At 49.6% G+C, this 24696-nt stretch carries 18 protein-coding genes; 9 read left to right on the top strand and 9 right to left on the bottom strand.

The annotated features are described in order from the left end of the window. Positions 1–138: 138 nt before the first annotated feature. The gene (mutT, locus tag B3Z23_RS16120) at positions 139–534 is read left to right on the top strand and encodes an 8-oxo-dGTP diphosphatase MutT (RefSeq protein ID WP_294912179.1); all 396 of its coding nucleotides are present in this window, start codon (positions 139–141) and stop codon (positions 532–534) included. A 49-nt stretch (positions 535–583) separates the two neighbouring features. Here the strand turns inward: mutT and yacG are convergent, their stop codons facing one another. Genes yacG through coaE form a run of 3 tightly spaced genes read right to left on the bottom strand, consistent with a single transcriptional unit; the run spans position 584 to position 2142 of the window. Next, positions 584–775 carry a DNA gyrase inhibitor YacG gene (gene yacG / locus B3Z23_RS16115; protein ID WP_294912177.1) on the bottom strand — a complete coding sequence of 64 codons (192 nt, stop codon included), beginning with the start codon at positions 773–775 and terminating at the stop codon, positions 584–586. Between the two features lie 9 nt (positions 776–784). Continuing rightward, positions 785–1528 carry a cell division protein ZapD gene (gene zapD, locus B3Z23_RS16110; protein WP_294912176.1) on the bottom strand — a complete coding sequence of 248 codons (744 nt, stop codon included), beginning with the start codon at positions 1526–1528 and terminating at the stop codon, positions 785–787. Continuing rightward, complete coding sequence (gene coaE / locus B3Z23_RS16105; protein WP_294912174.1) at positions 1525–2142, bottom strand: dephospho-CoA kinase; 618 nt, start codon at positions 2140–2142, stop codon at positions 1525–1527. The genes zapD and coaE overlap by 4 nt, the downstream gene beginning before the upstream one ends. A gap of 197 nt (positions 2143–2339) precedes the next feature. Between coaE and B3Z23_RS16100 the strand changes: the two genes are divergently transcribed. After that, positions 2340–3386, top strand: coding sequence for a GMP reductase (locus tag B3Z23_RS16100; protein WP_294912172.1), 1047 nt, complete (start codon positions 2340–2342; stop codon positions 3384–3386). 275 nt (positions 3387–3661) lie between these two features. Here the strand turns inward: B3Z23_RS16100 and hofC are convergent, their stop codons facing one another. The 4 genes from hofC to B3Z23_RS16080 all read right to left on the bottom strand — a co-directional run bounded on the left by hofC (position 3662) and on the right by B3Z23_RS16080 (position 7727). Beyond that, entirely contained in the window at positions 3662–4861 is a 1200-nt protein-coding gene (hofC, locus tag B3Z23_RS16095; RefSeq protein ID WP_294912171.1) for a protein transport protein HofC, read from the bottom strand. After that, entirely contained in the window at positions 4839–6239 is a 1401-nt protein-coding gene (gspE, locus tag B3Z23_RS16090) for a type II secretion system protein GspE (protein WP_294912170.1), read from the bottom strand. Before gspE ends, hofC begins: the two co-directional genes overlap by 23 nt. Next, positions 6236–6682 (bottom strand): prepilin peptidase-dependent pilin, encoded by a 447-nt coding sequence (gene ppdD / locus B3Z23_RS16085; protein WP_294912354.1) that lies wholly within the window; start codon positions 6680–6682, stop codon positions 6236–6238. The genes gspE and ppdD overlap by 4 nt, the downstream gene beginning before the upstream one ends. A 166-nt stretch (positions 6683–6848) precedes the next feature. After that, entirely contained in the window at positions 6849–7727 is an 879-nt protein-coding gene (locus B3Z23_RS16080) for a nicotinate-nucleotide diphosphorylase (RefSeq protein ID WP_294912169.1), read from the bottom strand. Positions 7728–7933: 206 nt separating this feature from the next. Here B3Z23_RS16080 and ampD point away from each other — a divergent pair, with 206 nt between their 5' ends. Then, a complete protein-coding gene (gene ampD / locus B3Z23_RS16075; protein ID WP_294912168.1) occupies positions 7934–8488 on the top strand; it encodes a 1,6-anhydro-N-acetylmuramyl-L-alanine amidase AmpD in 555 nt (184 codons plus the stop codon). 32 nt (positions 8489–8520) lie between these two features. Then, positions 8521–9375, top strand: coding sequence for a beta-lactamase regulator AmpE (gene ampE, locus B3Z23_RS16070; protein ID WP_294912166.1), 855 nt, complete (start codon positions 8521–8523; stop codon positions 9373–9375). An 88-nt stretch (positions 9376–9463) separates the two neighbouring features. On the opposite strand, the gene aroP is transcribed toward ampE, so the two are convergent. Further along, positions 9464–10819: an aromatic amino acid transporter AroP gene (gene aroP / locus B3Z23_RS16065; RefSeq protein ID WP_294912164.1), complete on the bottom strand. Its 1356-nt coding sequence runs from the start codon at positions 10817–10819 to the stop codon at positions 9464–9466. Positions 10820–11288: 469 nt separating this feature from the next. On the opposite strand from aroP, the gene pdhR reads away from it, so the two are divergent. The 4 genes from pdhR to lpdA all read left to right on the top strand — a co-directional run bounded on the left by pdhR (position 11289) and on the right by lpdA (position 18415). Next, positions 11289–12053, top strand: a complete 765-nt coding sequence (gene pdhR / locus B3Z23_RS16060; protein ID WP_294912352.1) for a pyruvate dehydrogenase complex transcriptional repressor PdhR — start codon at positions 11289–11291, stop codon at positions 12051–12053. A gap of 116 nt (positions 12054–12169) precedes the next feature. After that, entirely contained in the window at positions 12170–14833 is a 2664-nt protein-coding gene (gene aceE, locus B3Z23_RS16055; RefSeq protein WP_294912163.1) for a pyruvate dehydrogenase (acetyl-transferring), homodimeric type, read from the top strand. Positions 14834–14846: 13 nt separating this feature from the next. Continuing rightward, positions 14847–16730, top strand: a complete 1884-nt coding sequence (aceF, locus tag B3Z23_RS16050; RefSeq protein WP_294912162.1) for a pyruvate dehydrogenase complex dihydrolipoyllysine-residue acetyltransferase — start codon at positions 14847–14849, stop codon at positions 16728–16730. A gap of 260 nt (positions 16731–16990) precedes the next feature. Beyond that, complete coding sequence (lpdA, locus tag B3Z23_RS16045; RefSeq protein WP_294912161.1) at positions 16991–18415, top strand: dihydrolipoyl dehydrogenase; 1425 nt, start codon at positions 16991–16993, stop codon at positions 18413–18415. Between the two features lie 60 nt (positions 18416–18475). On the opposite strand, the gene mgtA is transcribed toward lpdA, so the two are convergent. Continuing rightward, positions 18476–21175, bottom strand: a complete 2700-nt coding sequence (mgtA, locus tag B3Z23_RS16040) for a magnesium-translocating P-type ATPase (protein WP_294912160.1) — start codon at positions 21173–21175, stop codon at positions 18476–18478. 776 nt (positions 21176–21951) lie between these two features. Between mgtA and acnB the strand changes: the two genes are divergently transcribed. Next, positions 21952–24549 (top strand): bifunctional aconitate hydratase 2/2-methylisocitrate dehydratase, encoded by a 2598-nt coding sequence (gene acnB / locus B3Z23_RS16035; protein ID WP_294912159.1) that lies wholly within the window; start codon positions 21952–21954, stop codon positions 24547–24549. Positions 24550–24696: the final 147 nt, after the last annotated feature.

Raw genomic sequence — 24696 nt, 5'->3', positions numbered from 1 at the left:
CCGGCTTATTGCGACTCATAAGAAGAAGGTTCATGGTGACATGGACCTTTTTATTGGCCGTTATTCCCGGGTATCACTACAGAATTGTCATGACATCGGGATTTTATTTCCGGCAAACAACGAATATTAAGGTAATCAATGAAACATCTTCAGGTAGCGGTAGGTATTATTCGGGATCCTGCGCGGGGGATTTTCCTCGCCCAACGTTCGTCGACTTCACATATGGCAAACAAATGGGAGTTTCCTGGCGGAAAAATTGAACAAGGTGAAACTGCTGAGCAGGCGCTGAAGCGTGAACTTATGGAAGAAACTGGCATTGAAGTGATTTCTGCACAACCGGCCGGGAGTGCTGACCACACCTATGATAATGTCCGGGTCAGCCTGCACTTTTTTATTGTTGAACAGTGGAACGGCGAACCCTGGGGGAAAGAAGGGCAGCCACAGCGCTGGGTAGCACAGCAGGATCTTCAGGCAGACGAATTCCCGCCGGCTAATCATCAACTGGTTGGCAAACTGGTTGCCGGCGAGCTGTAATCCTGAGAGGGGCAATGCGATGGCATCCAGCCCCTGTCTGTGGGCTGGGTTATTCTCCGCTCCACTCTTCGTCTTCAGAAAGTTTATCATCCACCGGGATACGTTTTTCCTCAGCGGCCCACTCACCCAAATCGATCATCTGGCAACGTTTTGAACAAAACGGCCGCCATGGACTGAGCTCATTCCAGATGACATCTTTTTTGCAAGTAGGGCATTGAACTGTGACGATCTCTTCCTGCATACATTCCTCTTAACAACATGCGAGTTCAAACTGTAACCGGGACGGTATTTCTCCGCCGCCAGTGTCCATCGGTAAAAAACGGATGGCGTAACGATTTTTATGACCGGAAATCTGCGGGTAAAGCGCAGTGCTGTTATCCACCTTCAACCTGAGTAAATCGGCATCCTCGGCAGTATCCTGGAAAAAACCATTCAGGCTTGTTTGGGGCTGAAAATTCCCGGACTGGCGGATAAGTTCCAGGACTGAAGTCAGGCTTTCACGCAGTGGTTCCAGGGTAGTATACCATTCTGTGACCTGGGCCTGGCGTTCATCTTCCGGCAGGTTTAGCCATACATGCAGGGCAGGCAGGTCAAAACTACAACATCCGCCGGGGATGCTCAGACGCTGCCGGACCTGACTGATAAACCGGTCTTCGCGCAGTTGTTGTCCCATACGAGGCGCTGTCATCAGTCGCGCTGACTGGCCTTTCAACTGCTGCAGTAGTTCTGTCACCCTGAGAGTGTCGACCCCGCTGACACTCAGCCAGCTTTGCAGTTTCAATTGCTGACGATCCAGCTCTTTGACGAGATCTGCCCGCATATCGCCGCGATCGAAAATATCCAGTAAATCGCCGATACCACGGAAAAAACTCAAAGCGGAGACCGGATCACTGACCGGCATACTCCCGCTCAATTGCTGCATGAGATACTCAATTCTCAACCAGGTACGCATCTTTTCATTTAACGGATATTCAAACAGCACAACAGAGCTCATGGTACCGATCCTTTTTTTGCTGACGCCAGTAACTGATAGCGTTGGTGTAGCATTGCCACGACCTGCTGCTGTTCATCCGGTGAGCCGGAATTATCAATCACATCATCGGCAATCTGTAAGCGAGATTGCCGGCTGGCCTGAGCCGTCAGAATGTCAGCGGCCTGCTGACGCGTAATATTATCTCTGGCCATGGTGCGCCGAATCTGTGTTTCTTCATCGATATCGACTACCAGCACCCGGTCTGCCCGGTCTTGCAGACCATTTTCTGTGAGAAGTGGCACGACCCAAAGGCACCAGTCGTCGGTAATTTCGTTGATCAATTGTTGTGTCTGTTGCTGAATCAATGGATGCAACAGACCATTCAGCCATTGCTTACTGCCGGGATCAGCAAAAATTCGCTGCCGTAGCCAGCTCCGGTTTAGATTTCCTTCAGGCAATAAGGCCTGTGGACCAAAGTGAATGCGGATTTCGCTAAGAGCCGGTGAGCCGGGTTCGACGACCTGACGGGCAATAATGTCTGCATCGACAATTTTCACCCCTAACCGGGCGAACATCTCTGCGATAGTGGTTTTGCCGCTACCAATACCTCCGGTTAGCGCAACAACATAAGGCATATTGCATATATCCTGACAGTAAGCGGGCGAATCAAAATGCAGAGTAACTTACGGATGTCGAAAATTATCTCAGTCTGAATAAGCGAATTGTAGCTCAATAAAAACCAAAAACGCAGCCTTGTTGTTGCTTTATTGCAGCGTATGATAACACTGGAAGGAACATACGATGTCTCACTGTAACAGGAACGGACTAAATTATGCGTATTGAAGAAGATATCAAACTGGGATTCAAGGATGTCCTGATCCGGCCGAAGCGCTCTACACTCCAAAGCCGCTCGCAGGTTGAACTTAGCAGGGATTTTACCTTTAAACACTCCGGACTGAACTGGTCCGGGGTGCCGGTGATTGCTGCCAATATGGACACTGTCGGAACTTTTCAGATGGCAACGGCGCTGGCTGATTTTGGGATGCTAACCGCAGTCCATAAACACTACAGTGTTGAACAGTGGCAGCAATTCTTGCAGGATACTCCGGAAAAGGTGCTCAGTCATGTGATGGTATCTACCGGAACATCAGCTGCTGATTTCGGGAAGTTGAAACAAATACTGGCACTGTCGTCCGGGCTGAATTTTATCTGTATCGATGTGGCGAATGGTTACTCAGAACACTTTGTTAATTTTCTACAGCGTGCCCGGGAAGCCTTCCCGGATAAGACAATTTGTGCCGGCAATGTGGTCACTGGTGAAATGGTGGAAGAGCTGATCCTCACGGGAGCCGATATTGTCAAAGTCGGTATTGGGCCGGGGTCAGTGTGTACCACCAGGGTGAAAACCGGCGTGGGTTACCCCCAGTTATCTGCCGTGATTGAATGTGCAGACGCCGCTCACGGGCTGGGTGGACAGATAGTCAGTGATGGCGGCTGCAGTGTGCCTGGAGATGTTGCTAAAGCGTTCGGGGGGGGTGGTGATTTTGTTATGCTCGGGGGGATGCTGGCCGGCCATGATGAATGTGAAGGCACCATTGTGGAAGAGAATGGTCACTCTTATATGTTGTTTTATGGCATGAGTTCGGAATCCGCAATGAAACGCCATTCAGGCAGTGTCGCAGAGTATCGTGCCGCAGAAGGCAAGACTGTTCGCTTGCCGTTGCGGGGGCCTGTTGAGCCGACAGTCAGGGATATCCTGGGAGGCTTACGTTCCGCTTGTACTTATGTGGGAGCGGAACGGTTAAAGGAACTGACTAAGCGTACTACCTTTATCAGAGTGGCAGAGCAGGAAAACCGGACCTATAACGGTCAGGAGTAATGACCGGGCAGCCTGCGTGTTTAACCTGTCTGCAGGCTGCTGTTGAATCTGGCAGAAACTGAATGGGTCTGTGATCTCAGCAAGGGGGAGTTCAGGCCAGTCGGTGCTAATGTTGCTGGTTTTCATTTCCCTGTGGGCTGACTGATTACGACAGGGACAGCTTTATCGGATGTTTTTGAAAGGCTGAGCCCTCATTTTTTGCCAGTCTCTTTACCAGAAAAATTTTTGACTGCAACAACAAAGCCTCACCAGTGCTAAGGTCCCGGAGCGCATCGCTATAACAGGGCCTCACCCAGACTGAACATGGGTAAATACATTGCCACTAAAATGCTGCCGGTAATGATTCCGGTAATGAGTAACATGACAGGTTCCACGGATGCTGTAAGGTCTGCTGTAGTCCTGCTGGCCTGGGTTTCGTACCAGTCGGCCAGGCGGCCAAATAAGTGGTCCAGAGTCCCAGTCTGTTCACCTAACCGGGTCAGCATATAGCAGAGTGGCGGGAAACCCACTTGTTGAATTAAGCCTGATGACAAGGATTGCCCTTGTTCAATATGCATGCGGAGATTGTCCAGCCCCTGTTGCCAGAGTATGCCATGTTGAAGCTCTTCGGTGATTTTAAGTCCCTCCCTCAGTGGTAACCCTGACTGTTGCGTCAGTGCCAGTACGCTGAATATCTGTGCCAGGATGGTGGACTGCCACAGTACTCCAGCCAGAGGTAGTCGCAACATAAAGCGTTGTTCAGTCAGTTGCCATGCGTGATTACTTCGTCGCTTGATTCGCCATCCGAAAATTAAGGTGATTAAGAGCACTACAATTCCTGGCAAAATGGCTATCAGGTTATCTGATAACGAAATCAACAGCCGGGTGAATTCTGGTAACGGGGTATTTGATGAACGGTAAATCGCGGCAAATTCTGGCAAAACCCATAATAACATCCCGCTACTGATTAGCACCGTCAGTAACAGCATGAACAGTGGATAGCGCATGGCCTTGAAGAGTTGCTGTTTCAACTGTAACTGTCGTTGCTGCTGCTGAGCCAGTTTAATGCAGCAATATTCCAGTTGTCCGGTCTGCTCTCCGGCACTGACCAGTGAAATACAGACCGGCGGGAAAATTTCTGGCCACTGCCGAAGTGCTACTGAAAATGATTGTCCGGAAAGTATTTGCTGTTGCAACTGCAGCATTACTGACCGCCAGTGTCTTGCCGGATGGCTGCCAGCCAGCAGACTCAAACCGTCAGCCAGCGGTAAGCCAGCCTGTAACAGTGTACCCGTCTGGCTGAAGAACAGTATCCTCTCTGGCCAGCGCCAGTGACGGGCTGAGTAGGTTTTCCTTCGGATGATCTCTGTTGCCACCAGACCTTCAGTCTGCATGAAATCGACCAGTTGCTGCCGTGTTCTGACCAGTGTTGAACCGGCACAATATTCTCCCTGACGATTTACGGCTTGCCAGTCAAACAATATTGAATGATCCACCAGGTCCTCCGGTTATCCTGACCACTTCAGCCCATGACGTTTGGCCCTCTCTGACGGCATTCAGCCCGGCAACGAATAACGTTTGCATCCCCTGGCGGATAGTGATGGCCTTCAACTCCTCTGCAGAGGCATCCCGGGCAATAGCCTGATGGAGCTCTCCCTGTACAGTCAGTATTTCAAATAATGCGATACGACCATAATACCCCGAAAAGCAGTGGTCACAGCCGACAGGCAGCCAGTGTGTTAAACAGGGTTCTCCAAACGACGCAGGAAGTGTTATCTCTGTTGCTGACACTCTGCGGCAGTGATAACAGAGTTTACGAACCAGTCGCTGCGCAATAACCAGTTTGAGGGAGGCTGCGAGCAGATAGCCGGCTATGCCCATTTGTCGCAGGCGAATAAGTGTTTCATGGGTTGAATTGGTATGCAGTGTGGAAAGAACCAGGTGCCCGGTTTGTGCGGCTTTAACGGCTATTTCGGCGGTTTCATTATCCCGTATTTCGCCAATCATAATGACATCAGGATCCTGACGGAGTAATGCCCGTAAAATTCGGGCGAAATCCAGACCTGCTTTGCTGTTAATCTGTGACTGATTTATACCATTGAGCGGCATTTCAACAGGATCTTCAACACTACTGAGATTTTTATCACTGGAGTTAAGTTTGTTCAGCAGACTATAGAGGGTAAAGGTTTTTCCGCTTCCCGTCGGCCCGGTCACCAGAATCATTCCCTGAGGCTGTTTAAGCACATCAAGAACTTGTCGTAAATCATGCTCACTTAGTCCTAACTGTTGTGGGTCCAGAGTTGCAGGAAGTAACTGTAGCCGCCTGAGTACCAGTTTTTCTCCGAGCCTTGTTGGTAAGGTCGATAAACGAAAGCTGTGATTCTCTCCGTTTATTTCAAGTGATAACTGACCATCCTGAGGCAAGCGAGATTCGGCAATATCCAGTCCTGCCAGAATCTTAAACCTGGCGATCAGTGCCTGAGCTGTACAGGAGCCGGGAAGACTGGCAGGTTGTAGTAAGCCATCAATGCGTAGCCGGATGACGGTTCCCTGCTGAGTTTGCTCAAGATGAATATCTGATGCCCGCTGCCTGACGGCAAGATGCAATAGTTGGCTGGCAATCTGTGGAACTCCTGGCGCTTCATATTCGGGAACTTCCTGAGTCAGATGGGAAGGCTGATTCCTGAGATGACTTTCAATTCTGGCCTCTGGCCAGATCTCAAATTCCACCTGGCACTGGCTGGCAAAACATAATGTTTCGATAACTTCCGCAGAGGGCTGTGAAGTCACAGCCAGTATCATACGTTGGTGATCGCGGAAAATAATACAGGCAGGGAGCTGGCGGCAGAGGAGGTCCAGAGGTAAAGATGTCATAGATCCTCCGGCTGATCTCTGAATCTGAACTGACTCTGACAGTTATTGAGTAATAAGCGATTTTCACTCTGGCATTTCTTGTACCACTGTAAATCACCCTTTTTAGGATCCCAGTGCGGGAAAAGTTGGACACGCAGGCCTTTCAGTGTCTCGAGCCCATTCAGTGTGATCTGCCCGTTGCTGATGGTTACTTTTTCAGTGTAACGGGAACCCTTTTCGCCAGGAATACCATAGGTTTCTGTATTACAGTTTTGTACGCTCCCTGTTTCCATGGCACAGAGTTCAATCGCCGTTTTATAAGGCATCATCAGTTGCAGCATATCGGTGATAGCGGCTTTCTGCAGGTAGTTCTGATAAGCCGGTAATCCAATGGCACTGAGGATGGCGATGATAGCAATAACGATCATCAGTTCTGTCAGCGTAAATCCTTGCTGGTTATGCATGCTGTCCTCCTTAGCAATGAGTCGGGAGAATAACGTGGTCATGCCAGCAACTCATGCGCGCGACAATCACACTGAGAAAGGACTCTGCGTGATTGTCGGAATATTACATCGTTGCAATAAATTGTGCGGGATGGCTTTAAAATCGTTTTGCGCTGTTAACCTGTAATTATCGATCGGAGGTCTTAAATTGCAGCGATATACTCAGAGACCTCTGGTGGCGAATCAGGGCGTCTGCAGCGACATAACTGATACCCGTCTGCAGCAGTGTGGCAAGTTCAACCGCGTCAATATTACCCCCGGCTTCCAGATGTGTTTGTGCTGAGTTTTTTCTGGTCAAGGTGACGGCGGTGGTGATCTCTGCCGGAGTAAAGCCGTTAAGCAAAATAAAATTAGCCTCAGCACTGATCGCTTCTGACAACTGTTGTTGAGACGTTACTTCAATTTCAACTGGCCGATCCGGGTCTATCCAGCGGGCATTTTCTACTGCCTCTAATACTGAACCACAGGCAATAATATGATTTTCCCGCAGCGGAATCATGTCGCTAAAGTCCATGCATCCAAACTGTTTCGTCCCTGTTAGCAGGGCATATTTCAGACTGTTAGTGCCGGGAGTATTCCCCAGACTGTCGATTAAGCGGGTCCCCGACCCGACAAGCTGTTGAGCGAACGCATTAATTTGCGTGGCAACGCCGGAAAAATTTTGCAAAAAATGGACAACTACACTCTCTGCCACCAGTAATGCTGACGCAGGACCGCTGAGGGTTGCCAGTGTTTGCCCGGCCTGAATGGTATCCGCATCGTTGACTTGCCATTGCACATTGATACTGGTATCCAACTGTCTGAATACCTCATCTGCCCAGTCTTTCCCGCAGAAAATACCGGTTTCCTTGCAGACAATAATGGCGTGTCCGGGTTTAACGCCTGACAGGGTAGGGGCGGGGTGCGCATTTTTCAGTGCTAACTGAACAGACTCAGGAATTTCTGTCTGAATTCGTTCCAGTAAGAGTTGGCGACAGTGTTCTGCGGCGTAATGGCTAATCGGCATAAGGCGGTTTGCTCCTTTTATGGCGGGAATAAATACTGTAGCCTGAAGCGCAACACACCACCAGTTGAATAGAGTAACCAGTTGAGTATCAGGTTAAGCATCGGAATAACCACAATAAACACAGAATACTGGTCTGTATTATCAGGAAACAATATCATGCCAGTATTTATGATATTCTCAAATTCAGGCGGGGAAACGGCACAGGTATGAAAATAGAATCAGGCTGGCTGACAGAGGCAAGAAAGGTACCTTCAGAGCATTTTAATGAGCGTCCTGAAGATACCAGCCCCTGGTTACTGGTGGTACATAATATCAGCCTGCCGCCGGGGAAATTCGGCGGGCCCTGGATTGATCAGCTTTTTACCGGCTGCCTTGACCCACAAGCAGATCCCTATTTCAAAGATATTGCTGAGCTCAAAGTCGCTGCGCATTGTCTTATTCGCCGTGACGGAGAAATTGTCCAGTATGTGGCTTTTGATAAACGGGCCTGGCATGCCGGTCAGTCCTGTTACCAGGGGCTTAGTAATTGTAATGATTTCTCTGTCGGTATCGAACTGGAAGGAACCGATACTCTTCCCTATACCGAACAGCAGTATCAGGCACTCTGTCAGCTAACCCGTACCCTGATGAATTGTTATCCGATTAAGAGTGAACATATTACCGGGCACAGTGATATCGCACCCGGCAGGAAAACGGACCCGGGAGAGGCATTCGACTGGTACTATTACCGGCAGAAATTGCTCGCCATGACAAATAAGTAAACCGGAATAAATGAAGAGAAAGGCTGGAAAGTATGACGTTATTTAGTTTGTTAATGGTTCTCGGCTGGGAACGTTTATTTAAGCTCGGTGAGCACTGGCAGCTTGAGCACCGCCTGAGACCGGTGTTTCGCGGACAAACGCATTTCTCGATGGTGCGAACCGGCGGAATGGTCATTCTGGCCATGTTAATCACTCTGGTACTGGTACTCAGCTTAAAAGGAATATTATTTGGTATTGCCTCTTTATTATTATGGGTTGTTGTCGGAGTTCTGTGCATTGGTGCCGGGGTGACTCGTCGGCACTACCATGCTTATCTGAAGTCTGCCAGCCATGATGATAATGTTGCTCATCAGGCAATGGCAGAAGAGTTAAGTATGATCCACGGTTTGCCGGATACTGCCAACGAACGCGTATATCTGCGGGAACTGCAAAACGCACTGTTGTGGATTAACTATCGCTTTTACCTCGCACCATTGTTCTGGTTCGTGGTCGGTGGTCCCTGGGGACCGGTAACGCTGATGGGCTATGGTTTTTTACGCGCCTGGCAGGGCTGGCTGGCAGCCAATAATACGGCGGCAGAGCGTGAACAATCAGGTGTCGACCGGTTGCTGTTTGTCATCGACTGGATTCCGGTGCGTCTGGCAGGGTTAGCCTATGCGCTCCTAGGCCACGGTGAAAAAGCTTTACCGGCATGGTTCAGGTTTATGTCAGATGTTCGCCACAAGCCTTATCAGGTTCTGACACAACTGGCTCAGTTTTCACTGGAGCGTGACCCCTGCACTGATAAAGTCGAAAAACCACGTATTGCAGTGGCGCTGGCGAAAAGAATTACCCTGGTGCTGGTAGTTGTCGTGGCATTACTCACGATTACCGGGACGTTGTTGTAACCGGGGTAGGGATTTATCATCGTAAAAAAACGGGCGCAGTGAGAACTGCGCCCGTTTTTGTTTATCATTTTATCTTTTCCGATCTGTATCAGGCCGCCTGATTTTTGCGGGTGAACCGGTAACCGATAGCCAGAATTACCAGCCAGACCGGAATCAGCCACACAGAGATAGCCATACCCGGGGTCATCACCATGATGACCAGAATGGCCAGCATAAACAGCAGGCATATCCAGTTGCCCAGTGGATAGAACAGTGACGGGAAACGGGTGACCACCCCTTGTTTATCTTTGGCTTTGCGGAATTTCAGGTGAGCCAGGCTTATCATCGCCCAGTTGATCACCAGCGCAGATACCACCAGAGACATCAGCAGGCCAAAGGCTTCTGCTGGCATCAGGTAGTTAATTAATACACCAATGGCGGTGGCTAGTGCCGACAGACCCAATGCCACATAAGGAACACCACGACGGTCCACTTTTAGCAAGGAACGCGGCCCGTTGCCTTGTTTGGCCAGACCGTACAACATCCGACTGTTACTGTATACGCAACTGTTATATACCGATAATGCCGCAGTCAGGATAACGACATTCAGGGCATTAGCCACCAGACTGTCGCCCAGTTCATGGAAAATCATGACAAACGGACTACCACCTTCAACGACCTTAGTCCACGGATAAAGAGACAGCAGGATAGTCAGGGAGCCAATATAAAAAATCAGGATACGGTAGATAACCTGATTGGTGGCTTTCGGAATACTGATTTCAGGATTGTCGGCCTCTGCCGCTGTAATCCCTACCAGTTCCAGTCCACCAAAGGAAAACATAATGACGGCCAGTGACATCACAAGCCCGGTAATTCCATGTGGGAAAAATCCGCCTACCTGCCAGATATTCGTCACAGATGCGCCCGGCGCGCCACTACCGCTGAACAGCATCCAGCCGCCGAAAATGATCATACCCACCACGGCGGCGACTTTAATGATAGAAAACCAGAATTCCATCTCACCGTAAATTTTGACATTTGTCAGGTTGATGACGTTGATCAGCACGAAGAAGATCGCGGCAGATACCCAGGTCGGGACTTCAGGCCACCAGTACTGGATATATACGCCTACCGCGGTGAGTTCTGCCATGGCCACCAGCACATAGAGCACCCAGTAATTCCAGCCAGAAGCAAATCCGGCAAAACTGCCCCAGTATTTATAGGCAAAGTGGCTGAAAGAACCGGCTACCGGTTCTTCAACCACCATCTCTCCCAGTTGGCGCATAATCATAAATGCAATAAATCCGCCGATGGCATATCCCAGAAGTACCGAGGGTCCGGCCATTTTAATCGTTTGAGCAATCCCAAGAAACAGGCCAGTCCCAATGGCACCCCCCAGAGCGATCAACTGAATATGACGGTTTTTCAACCCTCTCTTCAGTGTGTCCTCTTGCTGTTTTTCCATACAAACCTCGTGATGATGAACAGAGCGACTATTCACAGTGTCGAATGCCGCTATTTATATGACTATGATTATTATTTTTACCCTGTGACTCGCGGTGAGAGCACCAAATCAGTCCGCGCATCAGAATAGAGATAAGTTGTCTGTATTGCACCAGACTTTTGTTGTTTAGTGCGGAAAATATGATATACCTCTGCCGGCCATCGACAGATCGGCCGACAATAGAATTGCAGGGAGCTGATTGTTTTCAAACAAAAATATCCACAGGGCTGTTGCGGGCTATCTGAACAGTTGCCACATACTCATCTGAATGGCAGGACAAAAACAGTGAATAATTGCATTTGCTCCTTCAGAAAACGCGATCGGGGATTATAGACACCTGGTAAATAGTTTGTTACTTTACCGCCGTATTTCGCAAATTGGTCATACCAATTATCCGGTTCATGGACAAGGAACTCACGAATACTTCGCGATGGCATATAGCAAAATCCGACAACCCAAGCTCTCTGATGCCATAGAGCAGCAGTTGGCGACACTTATCATGGAAGGTTCACTGTGCCCCGGGGAACAACTTCCTCCGGAACGTGAACTTGCCCGCCAGTTTGACGTATCACGCCCTTCGGTGCGCGAAGCTATTCAACGCCTGGAAGCCAGAGGTTTGTTGTCACGGCGTCAGGGGGGAGGAACCTTCGTGCAAAATGAATTGTGGCACAGCGTCAGCGATCCCCTGGTTGGACTGCTGGCTAACTCATCGGAATCCCGGTTTGATTTTCTGGAAACACGGCATGCGCTGGAAGGTATTGCCGCGTATTATGCTGCCCTGCGGGGAACCGACGAAGACTTGCAGCGAATTCAGGAATATTATTTGCGGATTCGGCTGGCCCAGGACAGCGGTAACCTTGATCTCGAGGCTAGTGCCGTCATTAAATATCAAATAACCGTCACCGAAGCCGCCCATAATGCTGTGTTACTGCATTTGGTTCGTGCAATGGGGCCGTTACTTGAGCAGAATGTCCGGGAAAATTTTGAAATACTGTACTTAAGCCGCGATATGTTAGCGAAAGTGAGCGGGCACCGCGCCAGAATTTTTGAGGCGATTATTGCACGTGAGCCGGAAAAAGCCCGTGAAGAATCAAACTCACACCTGGCGTTCATTGAGGAAATATTGCTGGACAGAAGCCGGGAACAAAGCCGGCGGGAACGTTCTTTAAGGCGTCTTCAGCAACGCAAGGATTAAGCACATTCGGTGTGCAATAAAAGACAGGTTTATCGGCGGCGCTGTACCCTGAAATATTGCCGGTCAGATATTCTTATGAAAACTCAACGAAATAGACACAGATAAGGAATAGCCCCATGTCAGAACGTTTACCTAATGACGTGGATCCGATTGAAACCCGCGACTGGCTACAGGCGCTCGAATCGGTCATCCGTGAAGAAGGTGTTGAACGTGCTCAGTACTTAATTGATCAGGTACTGGACGCTGCACGCAAAGGTGGTGTGAATGTTGCTGCCGGTGCGACGGCGCACAACTATATCAATACTATTGCCGTTGAAGATGAACCGGAATATCCGGGGAATCAGTCACTGGAGCGACGCATTCGTTCAGCCATTCGCTGGAATGCTATTATGGCAGTACTGCATGCCTCTAAAAAAGATTTAGAACTGGGTGGACACATGTCGTCCTTCCAGTCGTCAGCGACCATTTACGAAGTATGTTTTAACCACTTCTTCCGTGCACGCACTGAGCAGGATGGTGGCGACCTGGTTTACTTCCAGGGGCATATCTCTCCTGGAATTTACTCCCGTGCTTTCCTCGAAGGTCGTCTGACCGAAGACCAGATGAATAACTTCCGTCAGGAAGTTCATGGTAAAGGGTTGTCGTCTTACCCGCATCCAAAACTGATGCCGGATTTCTGGCAGTTCCCTACCGTCTCTATGGGATTGGGGCCGCTGGCCGCAATTTATCAGGCGAAGTTCCTGAAATACCTGGAACACCGTGAGCTGAAGAAAACGTCAGCGCAAACCGTTTACGCGTTCCTGGGTGATGGCGAGATGGATGAGCCGGAATCCAAAGGTGCGATTACCATTGCTACCCGTGAAAAACTGGATAACCTGGTATTTATCATTAACTGTAACCTGCAACGTCTGGATGGCCCGGTGACAGGTAACGGTAAAATAATCAACGAGCTGGAAGGTATCTTCGCGGGTGCCGGCTGGGAAGTGATTAAGGTGATTTGGGGAGGGCGCTGGGACGAACTGCTGCGTAAAGATACCAGCGGTAAGCTGATCCAACTGATGAATGAAACCGTTGACGGTGATTACCAGACCTTTAAATCTAAAAATGGTGCTTATGTTCGTGAGCACTTCTTTGGTAAATATCCGGAAACCGCTGCATTGGTCAAAGACATGACCGATGATGAAATCTGGTCCCTGAACCGTGGTGGTCACGATCCGAAGAAAGTCTATGCTGCACTGAAAAAAGCGCAGGAGACTAAAGATAAACCAGTAGTGATCCTTGCCCATACCATTAAAGGTTACGGGATGGGGGAAACGGCAGAAGGTAAAAACATCGCTCACCAGGTGAAAAAAATGAACATGGATGGCGTGCGTTATATCCGTGATCGTTTCAATGTACCAGTCAGCGATGATCAGATCGAAAAACTGCCTTATGTGACCTTTGAGAAAGGCTCAGAAGAGTATAACTACCTGCATGCTCAGCGTGAAAAACTGGGTGGCTATCTGCCGAGTCGTCAGGAAAAATTCAGTGAAAAACTGGATATTCCGGCACTGGATGAGTTCAAATCTCTGCTGGAAGAACAGAATAAAGAGATCTCAACCACCATTGCATTCGTCCGTGCTCTGAACGTCATGCTGAAAAATGCGTCAATCAAAGATCGTCTGGTCCCTATCCTTGCAGATGAAGCCCGTACTTTTGGTATGGAAGGTTTGTTCCGGCAGATCGGTATTTACAGTCCTAATGGTCAGCAATATACCCCTCAGGACCGTGAACAGGTGGCTTACTATAAAGAAGACGAAAAAGGTCAGATTCTGCAGGAAGGGATTAATGAACTGGGTGCCGGGGCTTCCTGGCTGGCTGCTGCCACCTCGTACAGTACTAACAATCTGCCAATGATCCCGTTCTATATCTACTACTCGATGTTTGGATTCCAGCGTATCGGGGATTTGTGCTGGGCGGCAGGCGATCAGCAGGCGCGTGGCTTCCTGGTTGGCGGTACCTCCGGACGAACCACACTGAATGGTGAAGGGTTGCAGCATGAAGATGGTCACAGTCATATTCAGTCTCTGACTATTCCTAACTGTATCTCTTACGATCCTGCTTATGCCTATGAAGTGGCAGTGATCATGCATGATGGCCTGGAGCGTATGTACGGTGAGTCTCAGGAAAATGTCTATTACTACATCACGACGCTGAACGAAAACTACCATATGCCGGCGATGCCAGAAGGTGCTGAAGAGGGCATTCGTAAAGGTATCTACAAACTGGACAGCGTTGCAGGCAGCAAAGGTAAGGTGCAGTTGCTGGGTTCAGGGTCAATTCTACGCCATGTACGTGAAGCCGCAGAGATCCTGGCGAAAGATTACGGTGTCGGTTCTGATGTGTACAGTGTGACTTCGTTTACAGAACTGGCCCGGGACGGTCAGGACTGTGAGCGCTGGAATATGCTGCATCCTACCGAAGAGCCTCGCGTACCGTATATTGCTCAGGTGATGAATGAAGCACCGGCAGTCGCGTCTACCGACTACATGAAACTGTTTGCCGAGCAGGTACGTAACTACATTCCTGCCAGTGATTATCGCGTGCTGGGGACCGATGGTTTTGGTCGTTCTGACAGTCGTGAGAATCTGCGTCATCATTTCGAAGTTGATGCTTCTTATGTGGTGGTGGCTGCACTGGGTGAACTGGCGAAACGCGGTGAGATTGATAAAAATGTGGTGGCTGAAGCTATCCGCAAATTTGATATCCATGCGGATAAAGTCAACCCGCGTCTGGCCTAAGAGGTAATGATTGATGTCTATTGAAATCAAAGTTCCGGATATCGGTTCCGATGAAGTTGAAGTGACCGAAATTCTGGTCAAAGTGGGTGATAAGGTTGAAACCGAACAGTCACTGATCACTGTAGAAGGTGACAAGGCCTCTATGGAAGTGCCTTCACCTCAGGCAGGGGTGATCAAAGAAATCAAAGTTGCGGTCGGTGACAAAGTTGAGACGGGCTCACTGATTATGGTGTTTGAATCTGCTGATGCGGCCGCAGAAAACAAAACGGAAGCACCTCAGGCTGAAGCTGCACCTGCGGCGGCTCCTGCTACCAGCAGTGCAGTGCGTGAAGTGAACGTTCCGGACATTGGTGGGGATGAAGTCGAAATCACTGAGATTCTGGTGAAAGCGGGAGATACCGTTGAAGCCGAGCAGTCTCTTATTACCGTTGAGGGCGATAAAGCTTCGATGGAAGTGCCTGCACCATTCGCCGGTAAAGTGAAAGAGATCAAAGTGGCGACCGGGGATAAAGTCAGCACCGGTTCACTGATTATGATTTTCGAGACTACTGAAGCGGGAACTCAGGCAACGCCAGCCGCACCTACTGCTCAGCCTGTTGCAGCGGCACCTGCTGCCGCTCAGGATAAAGAAGTTCAGGTACCGGATATCGGTGGTGATGAAGTTGAAGTCACCGAAGTCATGGTCAAAGTGGGCGACAAAGTAGCCGCTGAGCAGTCGCTGATCACGGTTGAAGGTGATAAGGCCTCTATGGAAGTTCCGGCACCGTTTGCCGGGACAGTCAAAGAGATCAAAATCGCGACCGGAGATAAAGTCAGCACCGGCTCACTGATCATGGTGTTTGAAGTGGCGGGTGCAGCAGCTCCGGCTCAGCCAGCGGCTCCTGCTGCAGCGCCGGCACCGGCCTCAGAAAAACCGGCGGCACCGGCGGCAGCGAAATCTGCCACTCCGGCTCCGGCGGCGAAAAATGAGTTTGCCGAAAATGACGCCTATGTCCATGCCACTCCGGTGATTCGCCGCCTGGCCCGTGAATTTGGTGTCAATCTGGCGAAAGTCAAAGGCACAGGTCGTAAGAATCGTATCCTGCGTGAAGACGTACAGGCCTATGTCAAAGATGCAGTGAAACGAGCAGAAGCCCCGGCGGCGGCGGGTATCAGTGGAATGTTGCCGTGGCCTAAAGTTGATTTCAGCAAGTTTGGCGACATCGAAGAAGTTGAGTTGGGGCGTATTCAGAAACTGTCAGGGGCTAACCTGAGCCGTAACTGGATGATGATTCCGCATGTCACCCATTTCGATGAAACAGATATCACCGAGCTGGAAGCGTTCCGTAAGCAGCAAAACGTGGACGCTGAGAAGCAGAAACTGGATGTGAAAATCACTCCGGTGGTATTTATCATGAAAGCTGTGGCTAAAGCGCTGGAAGCCTTCCCGCGTTTTAACAGTTCAATTTCTGAAGATGCGCAACGTTTAACGCTGAAAAAATACATTAATATCGGTGTGGCAGTTGATACGCCAAACGGTCTGGTAGTTCCGGTATTCCGCGATGTTAACAAAAAAGGCATTATCGAGTTATCACGCGAATTGATGGAAGTTTCTAAAAAAGCCCGCGGCGGTAAGCTGACCTCCGGTGATATGCAGGGAGGGTGTTTTACTATCTCCAGCCTTGGCGGGCTGGGAACCACGTCCTTCACGCCGATTGTCAACGCACCAGAGGTGGCCATTCTTGGTGTCTCTAAATCTGCGATGAAACCGGTATGGAATGGTAAAGAGTTTACCCCACGCCTGATGCTGCCATTATCACTGTCCTTCGACCACCGGGTCATTGATGGTGCCGATGGCGCACGGTTTATCACTTACATTAATCAGGTGCTGTCAGATATTCGTCGCCTGGTGATGTAAAGCAGGATGGATAAGGCCGGTGAAGACCGGCCTTATTGCTATTAACGCAGAATGACAGGTTGTTTTTTTGGGCTCAGCCGGCCCTGCCTGATAGGGATGTGCTGGTACCTGAAAAGTCGTTTTTCTGTTCAGATAAAGCCGTTTGCAGTTTATTAACAATTCTGTAAACTCTTGCGCTAAACGCGTCCCGGTGGCTAGCTGAAGGTTATCACTGATAACAACTGGCGTCGGACCGCCGGATAGTTAACTAAGAGGTCATGATGAGTACAGAGATTAAAACCCAGGTCGTGGTACTTGGAGCGGGCCCTGCAGGTTACTCTGCGGCTTTCCGTTGTGCCGATTTAGGATTAGAGACAGTACTGGTTGAACGCTACAGCACTCTGGGTGGTGTTTGTCTCAATGTGGGTTGTATCCCTTCCAAAGCGCTGTTGCATGTGGCGAAAGTGATTGAAGAAGCCAAAGCGCTGGAAGCTCACGGTATTGTCTTCGGTCAGCCACAAACTGATATTGATAAAGTCCGTACCTGGAAAGAGAAAGTCATTAACCAGCTGACCGGCGGCCTGGCCGGTATGGCGAAAGGTCGTAAAGTTACCGTGGTCAACGGGCTGGGTAAATTTACCGGAGCCAATAGCCTGGTAGTTGAAGGTGAAGACGGCACGACGACGATTAACTTTGATAACGCGATTATTGCTGCCGGCTCACGTCCGGTGAAATTACCTTTTATCCCTCATGATGACCCGCGTGTCTGGGATTCTACAGACGCACTGGAACTAAAAACTGTCCCTGAGCGTCTGCTGGTCATGGGCGGGGGAATTATCGGTCTGGAAATGGGGACGGTTTACCATGCGCTGGGCTCACAGATTGATGTCGTAGAGATGTTTGATCAGGTGATTCCTGCCGCAGACAAAGACGTAGTGAAAGCATTCACTAAACGTATCAGCAAACAGTTCAAACTGATGCTGGAAACGAAAGTCACTAAAGTCGAAGCCAAAGAAGATGGTATTTATGTCTCGATGGAAGGCAAAAATGCCCCGGCAGAACCACAGCGTTATGATGCTGTGTTGGTGGCCATCGGACGGGTACCTAACGGTAAAAACCTGGATGCCGGTAAAGCGGGAGTCGAAGTGGATGATCGCGGGTTCATTCAGGTTGATAAGCAAATGCGTACCAACGTACCGCATATTTATGCGATTGGTGATATTGTCGGTCAGCCAATGCTGGCACACAAAGGTGTACATGAAGGCCATGTCGCAGCTGAAGTCATCTCTGGTAAGAAACACTATTTCGATCCTAAAGTGATTCCTTCTATCGCTTATACCGAGCCGGAAGTTGCCTGGGTGGGTCTGACCGAAAAAGAAGCCAAAGAGAAGGGTATCAGTTATGAAACCTCAGTCTTCCCATGGGCAGCTTCAGGGCGTGCGATTGCCTCTGATTGTGCAGACGGTATGACCAAACTGATTTTCGACAAAGAGTCACACCGTGTTATTGGTGGGGCTATTGTCGGGACGAATGGCGGTGAACTGCTGGGTGAAATCGGTCTGGCGATCGAAATGGGCTGTGATGCAGAAGATATCGCACTGACTATTCACGCTCACCCGACGCTGCATGAATCCGTTGGTCTCGCGGCAGAAATTTACGAAGGTAGTATTACCGACCTGCCTAATCCGAAAGCTAAGAAAAAATAATTTTCGGATAACAGCGAAAAACGGCTCCCTGCGGAGCCGTTTTTGTTTATTGCCGGGAAATTAAAACCACTGACCAAACCGGCGGCTATAGAGTTGCTTCATTGTCTGACTCAGCAGGCAGTAACCTGCCAGAATAAGCAACAGCCACGGGAAATAGCTGAGGGGTAAAGCCTGTAAGTGAAAATTAACGGCCAGTGGAGAGTAGGGCAATGCAATGCCGATCACCACGACGACCAGAGTACTCAGTAATACCGGCCAGCGGGCACAACTCTGCAAAAATGGTACTTTGCGGGTTCTGAGCATATGTACTACCAGCGTCTGTGACAATAACCCTTCTACAAACCACCCTGACTGAAAAAGAGACTGACTTTCACTGCTGTGAGCCGCAAAAACATGCCACATCAGGGCAAAAGTTGCCACATCGAATACTGAGGAGACCGGACCAAAAAACAGCATAAACCGGCCGATATTGCCCGCATCCCATTGCCGGGGTTTAGCGACAAACTCTTCATCCATTGCATCCCAGGGTAATACCATCTGTGATACGTCATAAATCAGGTTCTGCAGCAGTAACTGAATCGCCAGCATCGGCATAAAAGGGATAAATGCGCTGGCAATCAATACTGAAAATACATTGCCAAAATTTGAGCTGGCGGTAATGTTCAGATATTTAATAATATTGCCGAAAGTCTGACGACCGATTCGCACTCCTTTTTCCAGCACCTGCAAATCTTTCTCCAGCAGGATTATATCAGCTGCGTTTTGCGCAATCTGAGTAGCATTATCTACAGAGATCCCGACATCAGCAGCATGCAATGCCGCAGCATCATTAATACCGTCCCCCAGGAAGCCAACAGTTTCTCCGCCAGCCTGGAGCAGAGTCACAATCCGGGTTTTATCAGAGGGGGTCAGCCGGGAAAAAATGGTATGACTTGCCAGCTTTTGTTGCAGAGTGTCATCATCCATCTCAGCAATCTCTGGTCCCTGCAGCGGGTGCCCGCCTTCCAGTCCCAGTTCTCCGCAGATTTTTTCGGTGACTTCTGCATTATCACCGGTCAGTACTTTGACCAGCACGCCGTGCTCTTTCAGGGCGCGTAATGCGATATCGGCACCACGTTTTACCGGGTCAAGAAACAGCAGGACACCACACAGAGTCAGGTTTTGCTCGTCGTTGTAATTCAGGCGGCGCAGTGACTCTGTCGTCTCCAGCGTTTTACGACCCAGTAGCAGTACACGGTAACCTTCACGGTTATAACCGGCAATTTTATCACGCAGTTGGCGGTTTAATTCAGGGGTGATCTCAGTTTCCCGGTCTCCGGTGAGCACGCGCTGACAGCGGGCCAGCATCTCTTCGCTGGCCCCTTTGCAGATCAGCTGCTGGCGGCCATGGTCATCATAAACGGAAACTGACAGACAGCGACGAGTGAAGTCGAAAGGTAATTCGTCAGCTTTACGGACATGCATCAGACGTCTGGCCATACCATGAGCATTCGCAAAGCGATTAATTGCCCGATCCATCGGGTTATCAATTCCCTGCTGAAAATGGCTGTTCAGCCAGGCCATTTCAGCTACCCGGGGATCTTCCTCCCCCTGCAGGTTGAGAGCCTGCTCGAGGACTATATTATCGTCAGTCAGAGTCCCTGTTTTATCAGTACAAAGAACGGTCATTGCCCCGAGATTCTGAATCGCATTAATCTTTTTCACCACCACCTGATGAGCAGCCAGAGCCATCGCTCCTTTAGCCAGATTGGTACTGACAATCATTGGCAACATCTCAGGGGTGAGACCGACGGCAACCGCCAAAGAGAAGAACAGTGCTTCTGTCCACTCACCTTTGGTAAACCCGTTGATTAGAAAGACAACAGGCACCATCAGCACCATAAAGCGAATCAACAACCAACTGACACTGTTGACACCTTTATCGAAAGACGATTTTGGCGCCTCGCCGGCAATGTTACCCGCCAGTGAACCAAACCAACTCTGTTTCCCCGTGGCAACCACCACGGCAGTGGCAGAGCCACTGAGTACACTGGTACTCATCAGCACAATGGCAGGTTGGTGCAGCAAAGCATGTTCACTGACTGCTGACAGCTTTTCTTCCTCCGTCAGCCTGGCGTGTTTTTCCACCGGCAGAGTCTCTCCGGTCAGTGCTGACTGATTCAGCTGTAATGAAGAGCTTTCCAGCAACCGCATATCGGCAGAAATAATGTCTCCGGCACTCAACAGGACAATATCTCCCGGTACTAACTGATGTCGGGGTATCCTGGTTTCCAGTGGCTGGTTTTGCGCATTGCGGCGACGGACAGTGGTAGTCACTTCAACCAGTGAATTCAGCGCATCAGCTGCCTTATTGGTTCTGAACTCCTGAATAAAACGTAACAGGGTGCTGAACAGAATCATGCAACTCATGATGATGACACCGGTGAGGTCAGGCGTATCTCCTGAACGGCGTGGAATCCAGTAATCAGTAATGAAACTGACTGCTGCTAATGCCATCAGCACGTAAATAAATGGATTATTAAACGCCAGAATCCACTGCAGTAATGCAGAAGGGGCTTTTTTGGTGGCAATTTCATTGGGACCAAATGTTGCCTGACGTTCAGTCACCTGCTGCGAGGTGAGACCGCCAATGGAGGCATTCAGTAGTTGCAGGGTGGTTTCTGTGCTGGTCGCAATATGCCGGGTAATCAGCCAGTCATTTTGCTGTTGTGGTTGTTTTTTTCCCTGCAACGGCAGAGAGGAGTTGATAATCTGAGTCATCTCTTTGGGTCCATTTTTTTACCGCCATGCGCGCTTCACAGCGATACAGGCAGTCAGTTATAGAGATGCGTTGCAGATTTTTTGGGGTTCAGGCAGGAATACCCCTGCAACGCGTGTAACGTTGCCTGGTCGGGTCATCATCCATTTTGGGCTCCTTCATTCACTGTACGGATGTGCAAAGTTGAAATAAAAACAAGGACTATCGGGATGTGTGCCTGAAGGGCTCACCCGGAGGGAAAAGAGTATGGGTAATCATTGTGAGTGGCCTCGCGTCTGTTGCAAAAAATAAGACAAGCGGGGCATCATTTGTAGCTCGCTGTCTGCCGGTTTAGGCAGACAATAATTTTATCTGCCCTTGTTGGTTCGGTAACTGTTCAAGGGAGTTTCCTGTGATGAAAGACGGACAAAATATAAGGTTTTTATTCTTGCCGGTAAACGGGTAACTTAAACCATAAATCAACCATCGGAATTTTTATCTGGTGGAGGGGCGCACAAGCTCACAGTCGCCAGGTGGGTTACCGGTTATAGTTTGTCGTTATATTTCCGGGAACATAGTGCGTATTAGAATAATTCTATTATTATCAATTTATTAGCCAGGTTTTAGCTCAGCAAAGGGCTCTGCATGGATATGTTGATTTTTTGTAAACGGATTAACAATCAGGCGGGTTCCTGATATGCTGTCAAGGCGGAACCGGACACCGTAACCCTGCATAGAACAATATCAAGTGGTGAGTCGGGGGCCCGGAAGCCAATACAATGTGAGTGAGGAGAACGTCGTGCTAGAAGAATACCGTAAGCACGTTGCCGAACGTGCTGCCCAGGGAATTGTACCAAAACCCTTAGATGCAACTCAGATGGCAGCACTGGTTGAACTGCTGAAAAACCCACCAACGGGTGAAGAAGAATTCCTGACAGACTTACTGATAAACCGTGTTCCCCCTGGTGTTGATGAAGCCGCCTATGTTAAGGCCGGCTTTCTGGCCGCCATTGCCAAAGGTGAAGCGACCTCCCCACTGGTCAACCCTGAAAAAGCGATCGAACTGCTGGGTACCATGCAGGGTGGCTATAATATTCAGCCACTGATTGAGGCTCTCGATAACGAGAAACTGGCTACAGGTGCGGCAAAAGCGTTATCTCATACTCTGCTGATGTTTGATAACTTCTACGATGTGGAAGAGAAAGCGAAGGCCGGAAACCACTATGCTCAGCAAGTATTACAATCCTGGGCCGATGCCGAATGGTATCTGTCCCGTCCGGAACTGGCAGAAAAAATCACTCTGACGGTATTCAAGGTGACCGGTGAAACTAACACCGATGATCTGTCACCTGCACCCGATGCCTGGTCGCGTCCGGATATCCCACTTCATGCTCTGGCGATGCTGAAAATTGCCCGCGAAGGTATTGAACCGGATGATGCCGGCAATATCGGCCCGATTAAACAAATTGAAGCACTGCAAAGCAAAGGTTTCCCACTGGTTTATACCGGAGATGTGGTCGGTACCGGTTCTTCCCGTAAGTCAGCGACCAACTCTGTGTTGTGGTTTATGGGTGAAGATATCCCTTATGTCCCCAATAAAAAGGGCGGAGGTCTGGTTCTGGGCGGTAAAATCGCTCCTATCTTCTTCAACACCATGGAGGATGCTGGTGCGCTGCCCATTGAACTCGATGTCAGCCAACTGAATATGGGTGACGTTATCGACGTTTATCCCTACAAAGGCGAAGTGCGTCGTCACGACACTGATGAACTGCTGGATAAGTTTGAACTGAAAACCGATGTTCTGCTGGATGAAGTGCGTGCCGGAGGAAGGATCCCGCTGATTATTGGCCGGGGTCTGACTGCCCGTGCCCGTGAATCACTGGGTTTGCCACACAGCGATGTCTTCCGTAAAGCCAAAGATGTTGAGAAAAGTAGTCGTGGTTTCTCTCTGGCACAAAAAATGGTCGGACGTGCGTGCGGTGTTGCAGGTATTCGGCCGGGTGAATACTGTGAACCTAAAATGACTTCTGTCGGTTCGCAGGATACTACTGGCCCGATGACCCGTGATGAACTGAAAGACCTGGCGTGTCTGGGCTTTTCTGCTGATTTGGTGATGCAGTCTTTCTGTCATACTGCAGCTTATCCTAAGCCGGTAGACGTTGCGATGCAGCACTCTCTGCCTGATTTTATTATGAACCGTGGCGGGGTTTCGCTGCGTCCGGGCGACGGTATTATCCATAGCTGGTTAAACCGTATGTTATTACCGGATACCGTGGGTACCGGCGGAGATTCTCATACCCGTTTCCCGATCGGTATTTCATTCCCGGCAGGTTCCGGTCTGGTTGCTTTTGCTGCGGCCACCGGTGTGATGCCACTGGATATGCCGGAATCGGTACTGGTGCGGTTTAGCGGCAAAATGCAGCCAGGTATCACCTTACGTGATCTGGTCCACGCTATTCCGCTGTATGCTATTAAGCAGGGCCTGTTGACGGTTGAGAAGAAAGGTAAGAAAAACATCTTCTCCGGCCGTATTTTGGAAATTGAAGGTTTGCCGGATCTCAAGGCTGAACAGGCTTTTGAACTTTCCGATGCTTCAGCAGAACGTTCAGCCGCAGGCTGTACCATTAAACTGGATAAAGCACCGATTATCGAATATCTGAATTCGAATATTGTGCTGCTTAAATGGATGATTTCCGAAGGCTACGGTGACCGTCGTACCATCGAACGTCGTATCCAGGGAATGGAAAAATGGCTTGCCGATCCGCAACTGCTTGAAGGCGATGCTGATGCTGAATACGCAGCTGTGATCGACATTAATCTGGATGAAATTACTCAGCCAATCCTGTGTGCACCCAATGATCCGGATGATGCCAGACTGCTCTCTGATGTTCAGGGAACCAAAATTGACGAAGTGTTTATTGGTTCCTGTATGACTAACATCGGGCATTTCCGTGCGGCCGGGAAATTACTGGACAGCCAGAAAGGTCAGTTACCAACACGTCTGTGGGTGGCTCCACCGACGAAAATGGATGCTGCTCAGTTAACTGAAGAGGGCTACTACAGCGTCTTTGGTAAGAGTGGGGCCAGAATAGAAATTCCGGGCTGTTCATTGTGTATGGGTAACCAGGCACGCGTAGCGGATGGTGCAACGGTAGTCTCTACCTCTACCCGTAACTTCCCTAACCGTTTAGGGAACGGAGCCAATGTTTATCTGGCGTCCGCTGAACTGGCAGCGGTATCCTCTCTGTTGGGCAAATTACCAACCCCGGAAGAGTATCAACACTATATGGCTCAGGTGGATAAAACAGCCAGCGATACTTATCGTTACCTGAACTTTGACCGCCTTTCTCAGTACACAGAAAAAGCCGATGGTGTCATTTTTCAGAGCGCTGTCTGATTTTTAAACGTTATTTCTGAATAACCTGAAGCACAGCATCCGCTGTGCTTTTTTTATATTCTTCTTCGCATCATTTTTTCGGTAGGCAGGAAAGGGGACTTTTTGCCGGTAGTGTCCGGCATTCGGTTATTTGGTTACACTATGCTG

This window comes from Tatumella sp. UBA2305 (assembly GCF_002345795.1).
Classification (GTDB): domain Bacteria; phylum Pseudomonadota; class Gammaproteobacteria; order Enterobacterales; family Enterobacteriaceae; genus Tatumella; species Tatumella morbirosei.
The sequence above is the reverse complement of the archived record's forward strand: the minus strand, read 5'-3'. Positions and strand labels throughout refer to the sequence as shown.